This window comes from Peribacillus sp. FSL E2-0159 (assembly GCF_038643155.1).
Classification (GTDB): Bacteria; Bacillota; Bacilli; order Bacillales; family DSM-1321; genus Peribacillus; species Peribacillus simplex.
On record NZ_CP152053.1, the window covers coordinates 256,055 to 275,217 of the forward strand.

Below are 19,163 nucleotides of genomic sequence, written 5' to 3' on the forward strand. Positions count from 1 at the left end.
GGACATACTATAAATGCATCTGAATTTCTACAGTTACCTGTATTATCCATATCTGTTTAAGACAAAGGGACAGAATTCTTCGTTTCTGTAGGGATATATGTTAAACTTAACGTAGTTCTGAAACTGTCAATGGGGGAATAGCCGATGGATACCTCTGCTAAAGATGAAATGATTTTTTCGTTTGCTGAATGGTTGAGAGACCAAGGCAAATCAGATAATACGATCAAAACGTATACTGGTGTCCTTTCACAGTTTTGTGACCAGACACAAAAGAAATTGACGGAAATTCATTCTGAGGATGTTCAGGGTTATCTTGATTATTTGGAAAATTGCAAGAAAAGCCCGGGAACAATCGAGAAACACTATATCGCCCTAAATGTTTTCTTTAAATTTTTAGGCAAACCGCAAGTAATGCTTTCTGTGGAACGTAAGGTTAAGGAGCACAAGCTTGAGGTACCTGAAACTTTAAGCATAAATGAGCAGCAAATCCTGTTAAGGGATATAGAAGCAGAAGGAAATCTGAGGAACATTGCCATCGTCTATCTTTTGTTACATACTGGAATCCGTGTCTCTGAATTATGTGACTTAAATGGTCGTGACGTCATTATGGAAACAGAGCGAAATTATATACTTGTCAGGAACGCAAAAGGTGAAATCGATAGATCCGTTCCCCTTACACTATCGGCTATACAACATGTAAAAAATTATCTTTATTCTTTAAAAGATAAAGCAGATCCGTTATTCATCTCAAGCTATAATCAAAGGATCACTCCGAGATCAGTTCAATATATATTAAAAAAATATAATGTGCATCCACATAAACTGCGACATACCTTTTGCCAAAGGTTAGTGGATAATGGAATAGATATACAAACGATATCCAAGCTTGCCGGTCATAAAGATTTAAACGTAACGAAGCGTTATCTAAAAGAAAAATCGCTGGATCTGGCAAATGCGATAGACCAAACTTTCACGAAACACTAATCTATAGAAATTAAAAGGGAAAGCGAGTCTTTTCCTTTTTTTGTTTAAATAAGGTTTTAAAAACAAACAAATTTCCTTTGAAATGACGAATAGGACGTTTTGTCTTATGAGACGGGGCAGGTTAAAGGAAGGAATAAAGTTCCGTCAAAAGAGGTCCTGAAGTATAAGGGCTAATATTAAGGGCATATTGATCAATTGTTTGAATCAAGAAAGAGGGGATTCCTAATATAAGGAATCCCCTCTTTCTTTTTCTTCTTTACTTAACTGTTTTTTTCTTCTTTTTACCTATTTTCATTATTACTTCATATACTACCGGTACTATTACAAGTGTTAGCAATGTAGAACTCACCAGTCCGCCGATAACGGTAATTCCCAAACCTTGTGATATTAATCCACTGCCTTCCGCACCGATTGCCAAAGGTATTAAAGCGCCGATTGTGGCCAGGGCAGTCATCAGGATTGGACGTAGACGGGTGGAGCCTGCCTCGAGTAAAGCTTCCCTGGTAGATAGCCCGGATTCTTCATTTTTGATAACGCGGTCTACTAATACAATGGCGTTGGTTACCACGATGCCAATAAGCATTAGGACACCCATCATTGCCGAAACGCTGATGGTCTCACCTGCAACAAATAGCCCTGCCAATGCCCCGATTACCGTAAATGGTAAGGAGAAGAGAATGGCTATTGGTGCTAAACCACCATGGAAAGTAACGACTAGTACAAAGTATACGATAGCAACGGCCGCTAACATAGCGATACCAAGTTGAGTGAATGATTCTTGGATATCTTCCGTTACTCCGCCATAGTCTATAGAGATGCTTGCGGGAAGGTCTAATTTATCAACTTCCTTTTGTACCTCAGCTGTTACTGCTGCTACATCATCCGATTTGATTGTTGCAGACACGTCGGCATAAATTTTTCCATCACGGCGGCTGATTGTATCGGAAGCTTTGCCTTCTTCGATTTTCACAAGCTCTTTCAATGGGATTTCCATTCCCATAGGAGAAGAAATTTTCGTATTCTCAAGATCTTTTTTGTCTTCGAATGCCGTTTCTTCTGTCTCGACATATACTTTGACTTCTTCTCCATCTTTCTTAATCGTAGTTATAGCATCATCTTTATTCGTATTGGCAATGGACATACCAATTTGTGCAGCTGTCAGTCCAAGATCGCTTAGCTTTTCCTGGTCTGCAACTAGTGTATATTGCTCATAAGCATCGGAAAGACTTGTATCAACATCTTTTAAATCTTTATTTTTCTTCATGATATTTTGAATATCGTCAATTACCGGTTCAATGTCTTTTTGTGTATTTCCGTAAACAAATAGAGTGGTTTCGTTGCTTGATGTTGAAGTGAATTCTTGTTGTTTCCATGTTCCAGGTGAATCAAGTTCAGTTAAATCTTTTATGACCGTTTCTTTTTTGTCCCCGAAATTTTCGGTGTCTTCATCATAGAGTACATAGAAGAGAGCCGAGTTACTTGAGCCGCCCATCATGCCGCCCATCATGCTTTCACCAAGTGTGTATTGAACGGTCTTCACATCATCTTTATCCATGAAGTATTTTTCTACTTTTTCTGTTTGCTTTTCAATATCCTCTTTTAACTCTCCAGGTGCGGGAGTGTAAGTGACGATAATCGTTTTTTCTTCATCTGCAGGCATGAAGCTGACACCGATGCTTGGGATTAGGAATAAGCTGCCTACCAATAATACAATGGCTGTACCGAAAGTGATTAACTTATGGTTTAACGACCAATCCAGTGCTTTTCGGTAGAATGCAGATAGTTTGCTTGGTTTTTCTTCATGTGATTTTAATTCTTTTTTAGATAGTCCCTTTTTAAATAAAGAGTCTGCCATTGCCGGAACAAGTGTGATGGCGATTATTAAGGAAGCGACTAATGCAAACACCATTGTTAAGGCGAATGGCATGAAGAGTTCCCCGACAGGTCCTGTAACGCTTGCTAAAGGCAAGTATACGGCTACAGTAACGATTGTCGATGAAAGGATAGGGATGAACATTTCCTTAGTGGCAGATCGTATTAATTCGCCGCCTTTTAATTGTTCGCCTTTTAAAGCCATTCTCCTATATATATTTTCAATGACGACAATGGAGTCATCGACGACTCGGCCAATCGCAACTGTCATGGCCCCCAGTGTCATGACATTTAATGAAATATCCATTTGTTTGAGCACCAAAAGGGCTGCTAACAGGGATAATGGAATCGAAATGACGGAAATGAGAGTCGTTTTAAAGTTCCTAAGGAACAGCATGATAACAATGACGGCAAACAGACAGCCGAAGAGTGCCTTGCTGATCATGGTTTCCACAGAATCTTTAATCGGTTGGGCTTGATCAAGCGTAGTGTGTACACTTAAGCCTTTAAATTCTTCTTTGAAATTCGATACTTCTTCGTTTACTTCGTCTACGATTGCAACTGTATCGGCATCGGGAGATCTTGTAACCTGAATCCCAATTGATTCGCTACCGTTTGTTCTTGAAATCGATTCAGCCTTACCGGTGATTTTAACATCGGCAATGTCTGATAATTTGACATTTTGCAGTTGGGCAGGACCTGTTGCCATTTCAGGAGATGATTGATTGGTTTCCGGTCCGGTTTGTGCTGGCGTTCCTGTTTGAGAGCCGCCGGTTAAAGGTATCTTTATATTTTTCAGGTCTTTTAATGTGGAAATGTTTCCATCCACAACGATCGTTTTTTCTTTATCATCAAAGTTATATATGCCAAGCGGCATGTTGACGTTTGCGGCCTGGATAACCTTCTTTACGGTTTCTTCATCGAGCCCGTATTGAGCCATCTTTTCCTGGTCGAATACAAGGCTGCCTTCATTTACCTGTTGTCCGGAAATTGATACGGATGTCACGCCGTCAATTCCTTCAAGTTTAGGTACTAACACATCTTCCACATTTTTTGTAAGAGCTGGTAAATCCGAACCCTTATCTGTTACACTGAGTGCGACGACAGGAAAAGCGTTTAACTCTAATTTAGATACGCTTGGGTCATCCACTCCCTCAGGCAGTTCTAATTTCTCTAGAGCTTCTTTCACTTCTTTTACTGCATCGTCCATATCCGTATCATAATCATATTGTAATTGGATGGAAGAGGCATTAGCCATGGACGAAGAACTGACTAATTCGACTCCTGGCAAATTTGTTACTTTCTGCTCAATCTGGTCTGTTAGTTTATCTGCTACTTCTTCGGGTGCAGCTCCAGGATATACAGTGGAGATGCTTATTAAAGGAGTCGAGATGCTTGGAATTGTTTCTTGTTTCATGTTTAAACCGGAGTATAAACCAGCTGCAACGATGATGATCGTAAGCAACCAGATTGCCAATTTATTCTTTAATGAAAATTTAATTATTGAATTCAAGCTTGTACCCTCCATACATAAAATTGTGACTAGTCGGTCATAGACTCAAATATATAGTATATGGATTATGATTGCAACAGATAATATTCGTTAGGATTAACGTTGTGATTTCAAGGGTTTTGGGATACAATTTGGAAGATGTGACCCATTGGTCACCAATGGACAATTTTAAGAGATAGGATGAATTTGATGAAAGAAAAAAATAAGATGATCATAGATAAGTCTGTAGAGCTTTTCGCGGAGAAAGGCTATCATGCGACTTCCGTTCAGGAAATTGCTGAAAAATGTGGGATAGCAAAAGGGTCTTTTTATAATCATTTTAAATCGAAGGAAGAATTACTAGTCTCCATTTTTAAATTTTATTATGAAGCGTTGACGGACTCATTACTTGATCTTGAACTGGATGCTTCATTGTCCAGTAAAGACAAATTCATGAGGCAGATCACTGTTCACATTGAGCATATGACGGGAAATACCAACTTGATTCAAATGATGATGCAGGAACAAATGATTCATATCAGCAAAGAACTAGATAGATTTTTACATTATATCCATGAAGAGAGCTTGAGTTGGTTCAAGCGTAAAATCATTGAGTTGTACCCGGGACTTTCGGCTGATCTTCTGCCGGATTGCACCATAATTTTAGATTCCCTTTTCAAAGGATATATCGGAATATTGATCAGGAAACAAAATGCTTTCGATGTGGAATTATTACCTAGCTTCATATTGAACCGGATGGATTCCATTATCGCAAGCCTGCAGAACATGGGAGATCCATTATTGAAACAATTTCCCCTACCTGGATGCTCGATGCGGGATATGAGCCCAAAAGAAGAAATCCATTCGATTATCGTCAGGATGCTGGAAGTGGAAACACGTAAAGAAGAGGGAATGGAAACACGTAAAAATACGGAAGCTTTAAAGGCGATCCAGGAAGAGTTTTCAAAAGTTAGGCCAAGCCCCATCATCTTGGAAAGCCTTTTGTTATTTTTAGAAAAAAATGAAAAAAGAAGTCCCTTGTGTTCAAAGCTTATCTTAATGATGAAGGATTATTTGACGAATATATGAAGGCTTTACCGAAAGGGGCGAATAGCCTCTTTTTTTCATTTGAATCTTAATGAGTTTCAAAAGCTGGGGTTTAGGAAAAAGTATAAGTGATGGGAAGAAGACAATCCTTTCAATAATATGGGGGCAAGAATCATGCGATGGAAAAAGGGAATGCTGATTTATAATGAAAATGCCGGGAATGATAAACTCAAAAGGAATCTTGAGGGTTGTCTTCCAGTAATAGCTCCACATATTGATGAGTTCCTCATACTACAAACAAAGGAAAAAGGCGATGCATGCCGTTTTTGTTTGGAATTTGGTGAAGACATGGATGTAGTTTTCGTATTAGGTGGAGATGGAACGGTACATGAGTGTGTAAATGGCCTTTCACCACTTCGGAGGCGGCCGTTGTTTGGGATTTTACCTGGAGGGACTTGCAATGACTTCTCCAGAACATTAAAGATTCCTCAAAATGTTCGTCAAGCTGCAGAAGCATTAGTAAATGGCAGGGTTCGTTCAATTGATATTGGGCAAGCCAATAACGATTATTTTTCTAATTTTTGGGGAGTAGGACTTATTTCAGATGCATCAAGCAATATTGATGAGCAGGAAAAAAACAGGTTCGGAAAGATAGGATATTTATTAAGTGCTGTAAGGACGATTGGTGAGAATGCTCCCTTTTCCTATAAACTGGAATATGATGGGGATTCCATTGAAGGGGAAGCAGTTATGATTTTGGTCTTGAATGGTTGTTTTATCGGCACAAATTTATTGCCCTTTCCCATGGTTAGTCCAGACGATGGGCTCTTTGGCGTTGCCATCTTGGAGAATGCAAGCCTTGGTGCATTTTTAGAAATAATAGCGATGAAACGTTCATGGACTAAAGATCTGAGCCCTGACTCTGGGGTGACTTATTTACATGCCGGTACCCTGACCATTGAAACCAAGATGCCGCTTGATGTGGATATGGATGGAGAAAACTATAGACAAACGCCTGCGCGCATTAAAGTCCTTGCCCATCACTTGTCAGTATTAACTCCAAATTAGTTTGGGGATTAAATTTGAAGGGGAAGGATTATGTGTTTTTTTTGTTTATTCATTCCTTATTTCTGCAATTGTTTCCAAAATAAGATAAAATATATGATGATATATCATTTTTTGCAGGAGGACCACATATGGTGTACCAGGTCAGATTGTTAAAAGGCATTTTAGAGCCTTATCGGAGTCGTTACCAGCTGCAAAATGCAGAGGCAGTCACAAAGCTTGGATTGAAATTACTATTTTTATATTTTCTTAGTGTTATAGTATTCGCCATTGGGGGATATTTTGGCATTGGTTCAGAATCATTCTCCAAAGAAATCACGAAGATGAGTGTCAATGAATTCGAAGCAGCAAAGTTGCTGATTTTGAGCGGCAATATAATAACAGGCATAATTGACCCTTCCATATACATATTTTTAGCAGCTCTATTCTTTTGGATCGTTACTGATATCCCATATATAAAATTAGTTATCGTTCAAATGATTCTTTTTGGTTTGCAATTAGTGGAAAAAACATTACTGATTCCTCTATTCGTTTTAATGGACATAGGCAGCGATGCCAATCCTTTTTCATTGGGGATCATCAGTCAGTATGTTCTCAGAAGTGATTATTTCATTCACTTATTCAGCGAAATCACCATTTTTCAATTTCTTATTATTGCTCTGCAATATTATTATTTAAAGGAATTTTCAGAACGAAATAATTATTTGGTCCTTTTAATGATTGTTCTATTCTATCTGGCCACATGGTTTGTTAAAGCCTTTTTAGCATACATCCAAGTAGGCGTATTTGTATAAGGCGGGTGAAAAGGATGAGCGGGAAATGGAAAATAGCAGCAGTCTCGATTGCGTCGATAGTGTTAATAACCGTTAACATATACCTTATTGAAAAAAAAGAAAGCAAAGTGGAACGAACTGTTTTCGTTGAACACTGGACAAAGGTAAAAAAAGATACAATTGCGGATACTATTCAAACAAATGGGGTAATTAAACCTGTAGAAGAGTATGATATCTATTTCGATACCAAGAAAAATGATTTTAAGAAATTCCTTGTAAAAGAAGGCGATGCGATTACGGCTGGATCCTCGTTGTTTGAGTATACGACGACCGAACTTGATGCGCTTAAAGCGGATTTAGAAGCGGAGAAAACGGCAGCTGAGGGGGAAATTGCAGGAATTGAAGAATACATAGGCAAGTTGAGGTCTTATCAAGGGACCCTGACCAGTGATTCTGGAAAAGCCGCCATTGATGAATCGGTGGAAAAAAACTTGAATATTGATATAACAACAAGCTCGACGGAACTTATTAAAAGTAACATTGAGCAAGAAATGTACAAGCAAGAACTGGAAAAAAACAGTTTAAATGAAAAAGTGAAAATGCTTGACGCTAAATTAAGTTCAATTGAGGAGCAGTCCAGTGCGATCGTAACGACGAGCGAGGCTGATGGTGTAGTTAAAAATATCAATAAAAACCTGAATAACCCCATTATATCCATTGTTTCAACAAATATGGCAATTGAAGGGTATTTCTCCGAAAAGGAAATGAAAAAGGCTGAAGTGGGCATGACTATAAAAGCAAGTTCCTCTGATTCAAAAAAGGCATTGAAAGGAACGATAGGCCGTATCCATTCCTATCCAGCTGAAGAGCCGTCGTTAAAAAAAGATAACAGATTTCCATTTCAGGCTTTAATCGAACCGGAAGGCGAAGAAACGGAACCTTTGTTGGTGGGATCCAAAGTGAATCTTACTGTTATAACCAATGAGAAAGCCGGTGTACCCTCCGTTCCTATAGAGGCGGTACATTACCAAAAACAGCCTTATATTTACAAATTGACTAAAAAAGGATATATGGATAAACATTACATTACAAAAGGTCTTAAAGCAGAAGGAAAGCAAGAAATCATAAAAGGACCTTCGGTAGGTGACGTCATCCTACTGAAGCCGAATGTGGCAGTGAAGAGCCATTCTTATTTTATTACTCCGATTCAATTTGAAAAAGTGAAAGTTAAAACTTATAAAAAATTCACCTCTAGGGAAAAAGTAAGATATCTGTTACTTGGCATTTTGGAAAAATAACCGTTCCTTTAACAAGAGAGGTGATGTCAAATTATTTATTAATTATATCAATATAACTTAATGTGAATAAAAATCGGGAAGAGTAATTATAGATACAATAGCTGTTAATACAGAATATTCAGACATATTTAAAGATTTTTTCTAGAACGGATGCGAATAAATATTTACAGATTATCATTTTTAGTATAATATTTTATTATAAGTTAACTCGCTTAATCTTATTCCAAGAACGGGGGACCCATTTTTGTGGATTTTATCCGCTAGGGGTGAATTCAGAAATGAAAGGGCTTTGTGTTTCCAATTCCTAACCCGACAGCTAACCTCGTCAGCGTCTTTAAGGGAACATGTGTGAATATTCACGCCAATAAGAAATCGACACATGAAGTGTCTTTTTTTTCGGCGTAAAGACAGAGTTTTTCAAAAAAAGAAAAATTACTTTCTTTTATTAGTATACTGTTTCCCTTACCGAGACAAAAATGTTTTTGCATCAAAGACTTTATGGAAGGTGAGGAAAGTAAATGAAGAAATTCAAATTAAGTTTAGCTAGCCAAATTTTCATTGGTTTAATTTTAGGGATTATCGTTGGTGCCATTTTTTATGGTAGTGAGACGGCCCAAAACTTTTTACAGCCATTCGGAGACATTTTCCTACGAATGATTAAAATGATTGTAGTGCCGATCATTGTTTCAAGCCTTATCGTTGCAGTTGCAGGTGTAGGCGATTTAAAATCAGTAGGTAAACTTGGAGCTAAATCAATATCATACTTTGTAGTGGTAACTATGATAGCGATTGCTGTTGGTTTAATTTCAGCGAATATCATCCAGCCTGGTGTTGGTGTAAACATGGATAAGTTAGAACAAACTGATATTTCTACCTATGTTGATACAGCTGAAACTAAGCAGCATGAATCTTTTGTAGATACAATCGTTCACATTGTGCCATCCAATCCAGTTAAAGCCATGGTAGAAGGCGATATGCTAGCGATCATTTTCTTCTCCGTGTTGTTTGGACTTAGTATTGCGGCCATCGGTGAAAAGGGTAAACCAGTATTCCGTTTCTTCCAAGGTGTAGCTGAAGGAATGTTCTACCTAACTAACATGGTCATGAAATTCGCTCCTATCGGTGTATTTGCACTAATCGGTGTGACGATCTCCAAGTTCGGTTTGGAATCTTTAATTCCGCTAGGAAAGTTAGCGCTTTCTGTTTACGGAACAATGATTTTCTTTGTAGTAGTCATTCTTGGTATTATTGCGAAATTTGTCGGATTCAATATCTTTACGTTGATTAAACTTCTAAAAGAAGAATTGATCCTTGCTTTCTCTACTGCAAGTTCAGAAGCGGTTCTTCCGAAAATCATGGAAAAAATGGAGAAAGCGGGATGTCCGAAACATATTGCTACATTCGTTATTCCGACTGGATATTCTTTTAACCTTGATGGTTCTACATTATACCAAGCGTTAGCAGCAATCTTCATCGCTCAAATGTACGGAATCGATTTAAGCATGTATGAGCAAATTACGCTAATGCTAGTGTTAATGATCACGTCCAAGGGGATTGCGGGTGTACCGGGTGTATCTTTCGTAGTTCTTTTAGCGACATTGGGAACTGTCGGTATTCCTATTGAAGGTCTAGCATTTATTGCCGGTATCGACCGTATTCTTGATATGGGACGTACAGTAGTAAACGTTATAGGTAATTCACTTGCAGCAATCGTCATCTCTAAATGGGAAGGTCAATTCAACCCTCCTTCCAAAAAAGAACTAGAACAAGTTTCTTAATACAAAAAATCCAGAGTGAAATATCACTCTGGATTTTTTGTATTAAAATGCTCTTCCTGATTTTTGAACGATCCAGAAGCGGCAATCGGAAGAGAAATCGTTGACATCTTCGTTTTCATCAAATAATTCACTGCGGTAAAAGCTCTCGATGACCGTAAGCCCTGCTTCCTCTAGGCAATCATTTACTTCAAGTTGTGTTGGGATATGGAGGTAAGTTTCTTTTTGAAGTGGTCCGGATGTGAGAATATCCCCAAACTCATAAAGCCTCTCATCTTGCTTACCTCCACACCAAATAATTTCCTCCTGCTCCCAAAAGTTCAAGTAATTTTCGTTTTTATCACGGTCATGTGTTGTGAAAATGAAGATTCCTTCAGGTTTTAAAATACGGTTGATTTCTTTTAAAGCCGATGTGCGGTGTTGTCGCTGGGGAATTTGCATTAAGCCATTAAAAGTGAAGATTGCTTTATCGAATGAAGCGTCCTTGAAAGGGAGGTTCGTGGCATCTCCAAGGATAAAGGGGATGTCCAGGTTATATTCATGCGCTATTTTTTCGGCTTCATTAAGAATGGCAGGGGTTAGATCGATTCCCGTTATGTTTTGAAAACCTGTTTTATATAGTGCGAAGGTGGTTTTTCCTGTACCGCATCCGATATCAAGGATTGCATCATCCTTTAATAAATATTTTTTGAATGCATATTTCTCTGATTTCCAAAGACCTAATTTTTTAGTTACATCAGCATAAAGGGAAGCGGCCTCATGAAAAGAATTAATGATAAAACCTTTTTCAATTTTATCCATGATCAATTCCTCCAAAATTTTATTTTTTACTATTATATGGATATTTATGGTTGTCGGGTGTGTTCCTTAACCTTAGGTTAATATGGAGGGTTATATAACTTACGTGAAAACCCAAAAGTTTGATAAAATAAAATTATTGATAGTGAGCTCGGAGGGGATTAGGTTATGAAGAATGATAGTAATGATATCTTATATATGCATATGCAGGCTTCCGAACGGTTTGTCCTTTTTAATGGACTCAATTTTCGTGAATTCGTCTATTCGCTGCCATATACCTTGGATTCCATCTTATTATTGAAACATCAATTTGATGGTGGGGAATACAATTTGAATGTCCTGCTAGAGAGCGCTTCATCTGAAGATATTGCAAAGCTCGTTAAAGAAAATGTCCGTGCATATGGAGATTTCTGTTGGATCGATTTTGAAGAAGCGGAAGGTCTGGATGAATTGGATGGAAGGGAAATAGCGGAACTTTTATATTTAGGGCACACAAAAACCCATCTGGATCCCCCATTTTTCCGTAAATTGAATAATCAATTTGTGTACCTTGCCCAGGATGATGGCTGGTTCAATAAAATTTATTTTCGTTCTCTTTCGACATATTATATGATGTTAGGTAGCCTGATTCCGCTAAAGCTGGAGCCTTTAAAAGTAGAGAGGACGTGGCTTGGAATCAGAAAGAAAAAAGAGCTGACGGCGATTCCGCCAGAAATCATTTCTTCCTTGGCTCATATTCTTGCAGAGGGGCTCGTTTTTTCCTTTCGTCATGTTAAGTATACAAGAACGAAAATTGAGATACCGGCATGGGTCGTAGGGGATTATTTAAACATGGATGAAATGCATGATGACTTTTCGGATAGAGATATTAAGGAGCCAGATGCCTTTATTACCTTCAATCGAAAAGAAAAGGTATGGGAAAGCGTTATTAAAAATACATCATCCTCCTAATTATCCCAACTTCTAAGGTTCGTGGATTGGATTATTTGAAATCCTTTTATTTTTTAGGTGTAAGACTTACCATCTCATGCATAAAAGATAAGAGAGGGCGACGCACAGGCTGTGCTCCGTTGATAGTAATCATTGGAAAAGCACCAGTGATGGAAGTATCGCTTTACCCCGCATAAACAGGCTGTAGGGTAGGCGGGTGTAAGTTGTAATAAAAAAGAAATGTGGAGTTTGCTTTATCCGTTTTAGTGTAAAGTGATACAATGGACATGGTTAAAAGAATATTGGAGGGTAATAACTCATGAAAACTAAACTTGGTTTGCTTTATGGTGGAAAATCTGCGGAGCATGAGGTTTCTATGCAGACGGCTTTAGCGGTCATTAAAGCTCTCGATTTAGCAAAGTTTGATATATATCCGATTTACATAACAAAAGAGGGTTCATGGATTAATGGACCGAAGTTAACAGGACCCGCTGAGAATGTGGAAGCTTTGACATTTTCACCGGAAAAATCTAGCTCGCCTCTTGCCTTGCAGGCACATTCAACTGATGAAAATAGTGAATCAACAGGGTATGACGTAATTTTCCCATTGCTTCACGGACCAAATGGAGAAGATGGGACCGTACAAGGGATGCTGGAACTATTGAACCTTCCTTATGTAGGCAATGGCGTTTTAGCTTCATCAGCAGGAATGGATAAGGTCATCATGAAAAACATTTTTGCCCAGGCGGGACTTCCTCAAGTTAAATACACTTGGTTCATTCGTTCTGAATGGGAGAAGAATACTGAAAGTGCCATTAAAAAGGTAGCGGATGAATTGGGGTATCCTTGTTTTGTCAAACCTGCCAATTTAGGCTCGAGTGTGGGTATCAGCAAATGTAATGATGCTGATGAATTGGAAAAAGCGGTAGCGGAAGCTTTTCAATTCGATCGGAAGATCATCATTGAAGAAGGGGTAGTTGCTCGTGAACTAGAGTTTGGTATTCTTGGTAATGATGAACCGTCATGTTCCGTGGCAGGTGAAATCATCCCTAAGAAAGATTTTGCCTTCTATGATTATTCAGCAAAATATGTAGACGGTAATTCAGCGATGGTCATCCCGGCGGAGATAACGGAAAGCGAGTATGCAGCTTTATCCGAAATGGCCATTACTGCCTTTAAGTCATTGGATTGCTCTGGATTGGTTCGCGCTGATTTCTTCTTAACGAATGAAGGGCAAATCTATATTAATGAAGTGAATACAATGCCTGGGTTTACTCCTTTCAGCATGTTTCCGTTATTGTGGAAGCACACAGGTGTCGACTATCCAGCGTTAATTGAAAAACTCGTGAAACTTGCCTTGGAACGTCATCAGGAAAAACAACAAATCAAATATACAGTTTGATCATGCAGGTAATGTATCAGTAAACTTCACAATCCATCAAACTTTGATTTGATGGATTCTAATCAGCAGGAACCGGTCGATTTAAACTGGTTTCTGCTTCGTTTGGTTAATGGAAGAAGAGAGCGATTAACGGTTCGATGAACGTAGGAGGAACAAAATGATAAAGAGAACGTTAAAACAAGTACATGAAATGGCAGAGGGATTGAATGATATCAGTCCATTCCAGTCCAAAGTGATTAATGGGGTTACCATCGATTCAAGAACGGTTAAGGAAGGGTGTTTGTTCATTCCGCTTAAGGGTGGGCAGGTTGACGGCCATCAGTATGTCAAGCAAGCTTTAGCGCAAGGAGCGGCGGCTTCTTTTTGGCAAAGGGATGTTCCGAATCCTCCTAATGATTTACCGATAATCATTGTCGAAAATACCGAAAAGGCACTTCAGCAATTGGCGCGTTCTTACCGTCGGCAGTTGAATATAAAAGTCATTGGGATAACAGGCAGCAACGGTAAGACGACTACGAAAGATATGACAGCTGCGCTGCTGGCTACTACCTATAAAGTTCATAAAACCAATGGGAACTTCAATAATCATTTAGGTTTGCCACTAACGGTGCTTTCTATGGAAGAGGATACTGAAGCGGCTGTTTTGGAAATGGGAATGAGCAGCCGCGGTGAGATTGAGTTCTTATCCAAAATGGCAAAGCCTGATGTAGCGATCATTACCAATATCGGTGAATCACACTTATTGGATTTAGGATCACGCGAGGAAATCGCGAATGCAAAGTTGGAAATTGTCGAAGGTTTGGCGAAAGATGGAACGCTGATTTATCATGGTGATGAACCATTGCTTCGCAATCGGATCAAAAAGGATTTTCCTGATTTAAACGTAATATCTTTTGGACGTACGGAACAAAATGATTTATATCCACAGACAATTAGCCAAGGAGCAGACAGTACTAAGTTTACAATCGCAAGTGATGAAAAGGAAATTAATTATGAGATACCCGTTTTAGGCAATCATAATGTTCTCAATGCATTGGCTGCCATCTTGGTTGCCAAAGAATTCAATGTGGATGATTCAGCGATCCGTAAAGGTTTATCAACCATTCAGTTAACTAATATGAGGATGGAATTGGTCGAGGGCGCAAAAGGGCAGAAAATCATAAATGATGCGTATAATGCCAGCCCAACTTCAGTTAAGGCAGCAGTGGAGTTAGTTGAGGGATTATCTGGATTCGAGAAAAAGATACTTGTATTGGGAGACATGTTGGAGTTAGGGCCACAGGAAAAAGACTTTCATTTAAAAATTGGTGAATTGATTTCCAGTGAGCGGATTGATATGATCTTCACGTATGGTCCTTTAGCCGAGTTTATTGCCAAGGGAGCGAGCAAGGCTTTTTCATCGGAGAAAGTTCGTCCTTTTCAAGATAAGCAGGAGCTTATAGAGGAACTTAAGTCGTCTACACAGGAAAATGACATCATTCTTGTCAAAGCTTCTAGGGGCATGAAGCTGGAGGAAGTCGTTCAAGCCTTACAAAAATAAAAAAGCGTAGAAAGGGCCGTTTCTTTTTTGAAACGGCCTTTTTTATCGTGGTTAAAAAAGTGTCCCGGCAATAATGCAGATGTCATCGTTAATTACTGAATGCCTCATCCTTGAGACCAATAGCTCCTGAAGAAGGTCATGTGTATCGAGATGGACATTTTTGATGAATTCCCTTTCGATATTGTCAGATCGGTCAATGGCGGAAGGGATGGGCGTTTTAGAGAGTCCATCTGTATATATGATGAAACGGCTTCCTGGTTCATAATGAAATACTATCTTTTTCATGGGCAATTCGGGAATCGGTCCGCTTGGTGTGGCCCCTTCGTTCAAATTGAGAATTTGATTGGTGCATGGAGAATACAAAAAGGCTGAAGGAAGTCCGTAGTTCACATATTCGATGAGTCGATCCTTTGTATTCACGTATGCGATGAAGGCTGTAATACGAACATGGTTTTTATTTTCCTGCTTAACTCCTTGAAATAGATTCCGTATATGTTTGTCCAGTTCCTCTGTTATGAAAATGGGGTCTTTTACACGTTTGATAAGGTCGGGCATCAATGTGCGTATGGACATGTTTATAAGTGCTGTATGGATGCCCTTTCCGAATACATCGATCATTATGAAGCCGTAGATTCTGTCATCAACCTCGGTCCAGTAAAATAAATCCCCTGAAAGTTCACTCGAAGGCTGGGAAAGACCTTTGACCTCTATATCTTCATTATTGATCGACAAAGGTAGACCAGAAAGTTGAATGCCCTTAGCGATTCGCAGGCTCCTTGCTGATTTTTGGTGTATCTTTTCAAGCTCTTGCCCCTTCATTTTTGCCGAAAACAGTTGCATGCTGATGTTTCGTAGTGACTTTAATTTAATCCTGACTTCTACTGAATCGGCAGGGACCGCCATGGTTTCATATAAGGTCTTTTCTGGTAAATCCAGAGGGGGCTCCATTCCTAAAGCACGTTTGTAAATGAATAAGATAGGGATTTCGTGAGATTCAGCTAAGGCGAACAAAGAAGTTTGCTGCCAAGAATCTTTTGATATGTGTAAAGGTAAAATAAATAATGATTTCATTAAGTCCGTTGAATCCTCGAATAGATGACTTTGATTGAGTGGATCCTCCAAAAAGGTGACTTTCTTGTTCATTTTCTTTAAGATTCGACAAAAATCCTTACATAAAGGAACATCTATTGTGAATATATTCATATAACCCCCTATTGTTTTGTTGATAGGTCAATCATACTGCATTTAGACTTATTTACTATAATTTTTGAGTGAAAAGATGGAATTTTCGAAAATTTAATGATGCCAAATACCTGGAAATTCAAAGGGGATCATAATAAGTCCTTTCTTTTTTCAACGGAGGTAACCTTGGAAGGTGTCCATTCATTCGGACTAATCCTTCCGGAAAAAAGGTTTGTTGAAACTATTTGATTTACACACATATCATGTATATAAATGGATGTTCGTTTTGTGAAACATATAATATTTCTGCTGCAGTTTTAAGATATAAATAAAGAATCCATTTACTCATAAATGGATACAGTTAGTCGACAAGGGGGTTCGGAATGGTCTCATAAAACAGGACTAGTTTACTGTTTTATGAAATCCTTCTAACTGGATTTCTGAAAACAACTGAAACGTTTTTTAAAGAAAAAAACTGTATGCAAACTCGCTTTCCTCGAATTTGTCTACAGTCTGAATCGACTTTCGCATGAATGGATATAGTAACTACGGTAATCCTATTGAATAAATAAGGCTGCATAATTTTCAGGTAGAAATATCCAATTTCTTCGTTTTTGAAACGTTCTAAAGTTTTTAGTAACTCTGAATGGGGCGATATCCTTTATTGCATTAACAGTTTGAAAATGGTAATATGAGTATGAGTTTAAATGTCTTATCATTGATGATTATTTAAATTAATCAGGTTGAGGCAACAAAATTGTATGTTCTTACATGTTTCATGAGTTCATTCTTGAGATTATTTTAGATTAAATAGGCCGCGCGTCTGGTCATATATAAAAGCTGCATCTCTTGGCGGCTTTAGTAGCTATTAGGGAATCAAGCCGCATTTAAGCGCTTTTCCACTTCTGCAAATCCTCAACGCACCGGGCCTGTTTTGTATAAGAATCTTGGCTCTCGTCAAGTTTTGTTCATACAGCCTTTTTAAGTCTGATGAATAATAGGTGCAGCAGCCCTCACCTGAATAAAACGGTGAAACACCCGTTTATGCTACTTTTAATTTTCCATATTGAATTTAATTTTGGTTACATGTACTTTTAAAAAGATGAGCGTATGTTAATGATAAGCCTACACGTGCGCGAAGTTAAAAATGCCAGTGAATGTCCATACTGGTATATTTCCTTTTTAAAAAATCATATTGAGTTCATTTGAACTAAAAGGCAGACATACTTTTAGGTGATAATGATAAACTTTTTATAAGAGATAAAGAAGAACATCCGTCATGATGATGAGGATTTGAACTAAAACATCTGTGCATGATCCATGAATGCACGTGTAAATTTACGATATAAAAAGGAGTACGAAAACATTGACATTGTTTAGCGAATTAGGATTAGATAGAACGTCCATGAAATCAATAGAAAAAATGGGGTTTGAAGAAGCGAGCCCGATACAATCCCAAACGATACCTCTAGCACTTGAAGGTAAAGATATCATTGGTCAAGCGCAAACGGGAACAGGTAAAACAGCGGCATTCGGTATTCCATTGATGGAAAACATCGATATTAATAACGAAAACGTGCAAGGGATTGTCATTGCACCTACACGTGAGCTTGCGATTCAAGTTTCCGAGGAACTTTTCAAGCTTGGTTACGGAAAACGCGCTCGTGTACTTGCAGTTTATGGTGGACAAGACATCGACCGTCAAATCCGTGCTTTAAAGAAAAAACCACATATTATCGTTGGTACGCCTGGTCGTCTTTTAGACCATATCAAACGTAAAAATATTAAATTAGGCGGAGTTCACACTGTAGTTCTTGATGAAGCGGATGAAATGCTTAACATGGGATTCATTGAGGATATCGAATTGATCCTTTCAACTGTTCCTGACGAAAGGCAAACATTGCTTTTCTCAGCTACAATGCCTGATCCAATCCGTAAAATTGCTGAAAGATTCATGCGGGAACCCGTACTTGTACGTGTAAAAGCAAAAGAAATGACAGTGGATCGTATCGAACAATATTACTTGGAGTTAAAAGAAAGTGAAAAATTCGATACACTTGCACGCCTTTTCGATATTCAAACACCGGATCTTGCCATCGTCTTCGGACGTACGAAACGTCGTGTTGATGAATTGGCATCTGCATTGAATATCCGCGGTTATATGGCTGAAGGCATTCATGGTGACCTTAGTCAGGCAAAACGCCTTTCTGTATTGAAAAAGTTTAAAGACCGCAGCATCGATGTACTCGTTGCTACTGATGTGGCTGCACGTGGACTTGATATTTCAGGCGTTACTCACGTATACAACTTTGATATCCCTCAAGATCCGGAAAGCTACGTTCACCGTATTGGACGTACAGGACGTGCGGGTAAACATGGTATTGCCATTACGTTTGTAACACCAAGAGAAAGAGGCCAACTGCATGCAGTTGAACATACAACGAAAAAACGTATGGAGAAACTTAAGACTCCTACGTTAACTGAAGCGTTGGAAGGTCAACAAAAAGCAGTAACGGAAAAAATCCTTAATACAATCGAAAATGAGGATTTAACATTATACCTTGGTCAAGCGGAAGAATTATTACAAAAACATAGCGCAGCGGATTTAGTTGCAGCTATGCTTAAATCAATGACAAAAGAACCGGATCAAACGCCTATCAAGTTAACGGAAGAATCTCCATCTCCAATGCGTCGCAATCGCGGAGGAAGCAGTTCTTCTAGTAACAGACAGCGCAATGGCCGCAGTTCTTCAGGCAGAAAAGATTACGGTAGCGGATCAAGTAAACGCCCAAGCACGAACCGTAAATCGAATGGTTACGGAAACCGCAGCACGAGCCAAAAAAGAGAAAAAACAAATAAGATTTAATTGAATTGGAAATGCCGCTCATTTGAGCGGCATTTTTTTATGTGCATCTCCATACTTTATAGGGTATCCGAATGGTTGGCGGTTTTTGGATGGACTACTCATTGCCTTTGTTTGAAAAGGGGTTAATTTCCAGTATTTA

At 38.6% G+C, this 19,163-nt stretch carries 13 protein-coding genes and 1 riboswitch; of the genes, 10 read left to right on the forward strand and 3 right to left on the reverse strand.

Going from position 1 to position 19,163, the window contains the following annotated elements; all coding sequences use genetic code 11:
- Positions 1-144 precede the first annotated feature (144 nt).
- Positions 145-984: a tyrosine-type recombinase/integrase gene (locus tag NYE63_RS01380; RefSeq protein WP_342603800.1), complete on the forward strand. Its 840-nt coding sequence runs from the start codon at positions 145-147 to the stop codon at positions 982-984.
- A gap of 256 nt (positions 985-1,240) precedes the next feature.
- On the opposite strand, the gene NYE63_RS01385 is transcribed toward NYE63_RS01380, so the two are convergent.
- Positions 1,241-4,369: an efflux RND transporter permease subunit gene (locus NYE63_RS01385; RefSeq protein ID WP_342603801.1), complete on the reverse strand. Its 3,129-nt coding sequence runs from the start codon at positions 4,367-4,369 to the stop codon at positions 1,241-1,243.
- 189 nt (positions 4,370-4,558) lie between these two features.
- Here NYE63_RS01385 and NYE63_RS01390 point away from each other — a divergent pair, with 189 nt between their 5' ends.
- The 5 genes from NYE63_RS01390 (at position 4,559) to NYE63_RS01410 (ending at position 10,309) form a co-directional block, all read left to right on the forward strand.
- Positions 4,559-5,437 (forward strand): TetR/AcrR family transcriptional regulator, encoded by an 879-nt coding sequence (locus NYE63_RS01390; protein WP_342603802.1) that lies wholly within the window; start codon positions 4,559-4,561, stop codon positions 5,435-5,437.
- Positions 5,438-5,569: 132 nt separating this feature from the next.
- Positions 5,570-6,463, forward strand: coding sequence for a YegS/Rv2252/BmrU family lipid kinase (locus tag NYE63_RS01395; protein WP_342603803.1), 894 nt, complete (start codon positions 5,570-5,572; stop codon positions 6,461-6,463).
- A 128-nt stretch (positions 6,464-6,591) separates the two neighbouring features.
- On the forward strand, positions 6,592-7,254 hold the full coding sequence (locus NYE63_RS01400; RefSeq protein WP_342603804.1) for a hypothetical protein: 663 nt from the start codon (positions 6,592-6,594) through the stop codon (positions 7,252-7,254).
- Between the two features lie 14 nt (positions 7,255-7,268).
- A complete protein-coding gene (locus NYE63_RS01405) occupies positions 7,269-8,531 on the forward strand; it encodes an efflux RND transporter periplasmic adaptor subunit (RefSeq protein WP_342603805.1) in 1,263 nt (420 codons plus the stop codon).
- A gap of 199 nt (positions 8,532-8,730) precedes the next feature.
- Positions 8,731-8,877: riboswitch (cyclic di-AMP (ydaO/yuaA leader) on the forward strand.
- Between the two features lie 172 nt (positions 8,878-9,049).
- Positions 9,050-10,309, forward strand: coding sequence for a cation:dicarboxylase symporter family transporter (locus NYE63_RS01410; RefSeq protein WP_342603806.1), 1,260 nt, complete (start codon positions 9,050-9,052; stop codon positions 10,307-10,309).
- Between the two features lie 42 nt (positions 10,310-10,351).
- Here NYE63_RS01410 and NYE63_RS01415 read toward each other — a convergent pair whose 3' ends face one another.
- Positions 10,352-11,107: a class I SAM-dependent methyltransferase gene (locus NYE63_RS01415; protein WP_342603807.1), complete on the reverse strand. Its 756-nt coding sequence runs from the start codon at positions 11,105-11,107 to the stop codon at positions 10,352-10,354.
- 165 nt (positions 11,108-11,272) lie between these two features.
- On the opposite strand from NYE63_RS01415, the gene NYE63_RS01420 reads away from it, so the two are divergent.
- The 3 genes from NYE63_RS01420 to murF all read left to right on the forward strand — a co-directional run bounded on the left by NYE63_RS01420 (position 11,273) and on the right by murF (position 14,976).
- Positions 11,273-12,055 carry a hypothetical protein gene (locus NYE63_RS01420; RefSeq protein ID WP_342603808.1) on the forward strand — a complete coding sequence of 261 codons (783 nt, stop codon included), beginning with the start codon at positions 11,273-11,275 and terminating at the stop codon, positions 12,053-12,055.
- Between the two features lie 298 nt (positions 12,056-12,353).
- Positions 12,354-13,436, forward strand: coding sequence for a D-alanine--D-alanine ligase (locus NYE63_RS01425; RefSeq protein WP_063236345.1), 1,083 nt, complete (start codon positions 12,354-12,356; stop codon positions 13,434-13,436).
- A 157-nt stretch (positions 13,437-13,593) separates the two neighbouring features.
- Complete coding sequence (gene murF, locus NYE63_RS01430; protein ID WP_342603809.1) at positions 13,594-14,976, forward strand: UDP-N-acetylmuramoyl-tripeptide--D-alanyl-D-alanine ligase; 1,383 nt, start codon at positions 13,594-13,596, stop codon at positions 14,974-14,976.
- Positions 14,977-15,027: 51 nt separating this feature from the next.
- Here the strand turns inward: murF and NYE63_RS01435 are convergent, their stop codons facing one another.
- Positions 15,028-16,179, reverse strand: a complete 1,152-nt coding sequence (locus NYE63_RS01435) for a PP2C family protein-serine/threonine phosphatase (RefSeq protein ID WP_342603810.1) — start codon at positions 16,177-16,179, stop codon at positions 15,028-15,030.
- Positions 16,180-17,524: 1,345 nt separating this feature from the next.
- Between NYE63_RS01435 and NYE63_RS01440 the strand changes: the two genes are divergently transcribed.
- Positions 17,525-19,024 carry a DEAD/DEAH box helicase gene (locus NYE63_RS01440; protein WP_342603811.1) on the forward strand — a complete coding sequence of 500 codons (1,500 nt, stop codon included), beginning with the start codon at positions 17,525-17,527 and terminating at the stop codon, positions 19,022-19,024.
- Positions 19,025-19,163 lie beyond the last annotated feature (139 nt).

What these genes read in the sequence shown, in the direction of transcription:
- NYE63_RS01380 (WP_342603800.1), top strand. Translation starts at nt 145, where the DNA reads ATGGATACCTCTGCTAAAGATGAAATGATTTTTTCGTTTGCTGAATGG.
- NYE63_RS01390 (WP_342603802.1), top strand. Translation starts at nt 4,559, where the DNA reads ATGAAAGAAAAAAATAAGATGATCATAGATAAGTCTGTAGAGCTTTTC.
- NYE63_RS01395 (WP_342603803.1), top strand. Translation starts at nt 5,570, where the DNA reads ATGCGATGGAAAAAGGGAATGCTGATTTATAATGAAAATGCCGGGAAT.
- NYE63_RS01400 (WP_342603804.1), top strand. Translation starts at nt 6,592, where the DNA reads ATGGTGTACCAGGTCAGATTGTTAAAAGGCATTTTAGAGCCTTATCGG.
- NYE63_RS01405 (WP_342603805.1), top strand. Translation starts at nt 7,269, where the DNA reads ATGAGCGGGAAATGGAAAATAGCAGCAGTCTCGATTGCGTCGATAGTG.
- NYE63_RS01410 (WP_342603806.1), top strand. Translation starts at nt 9,050, where the DNA reads ATGAAGAAATTCAAATTAAGTTTAGCTAGCCAAATTTTCATTGGTTTA.
- NYE63_RS01415 (WP_342603807.1), bottom strand. Translation starts at nt 11,107, where the DNA reads ATGGATAAAATTGAAAAAGGTTTTATCATTAATTCTTTTCATGAGGCC.
- NYE63_RS01420 (WP_342603808.1), top strand. Translation starts at nt 11,273, where the DNA reads ATGAAGAATGATAGTAATGATATCTTATATATGCATATGCAGGCTTCC.
- NYE63_RS01425 (WP_063236345.1), top strand. Translation starts at nt 12,354, where the DNA reads ATGAAAACTAAACTTGGTTTGCTTTATGGTGGAAAATCTGCGGAGCAT.
- murF (WP_342603809.1), top strand. Translation starts at nt 13,594, where the DNA reads ATGATAAAGAGAACGTTAAAACAAGTACATGAAATGGCAGAGGGATTG.
- NYE63_RS01435 (WP_342603810.1), bottom strand. Translation starts at nt 16,179, where the DNA reads ATGAATATATTCACAATAGATGTTCCTTTATGTAAGGATTTTTGTCGA.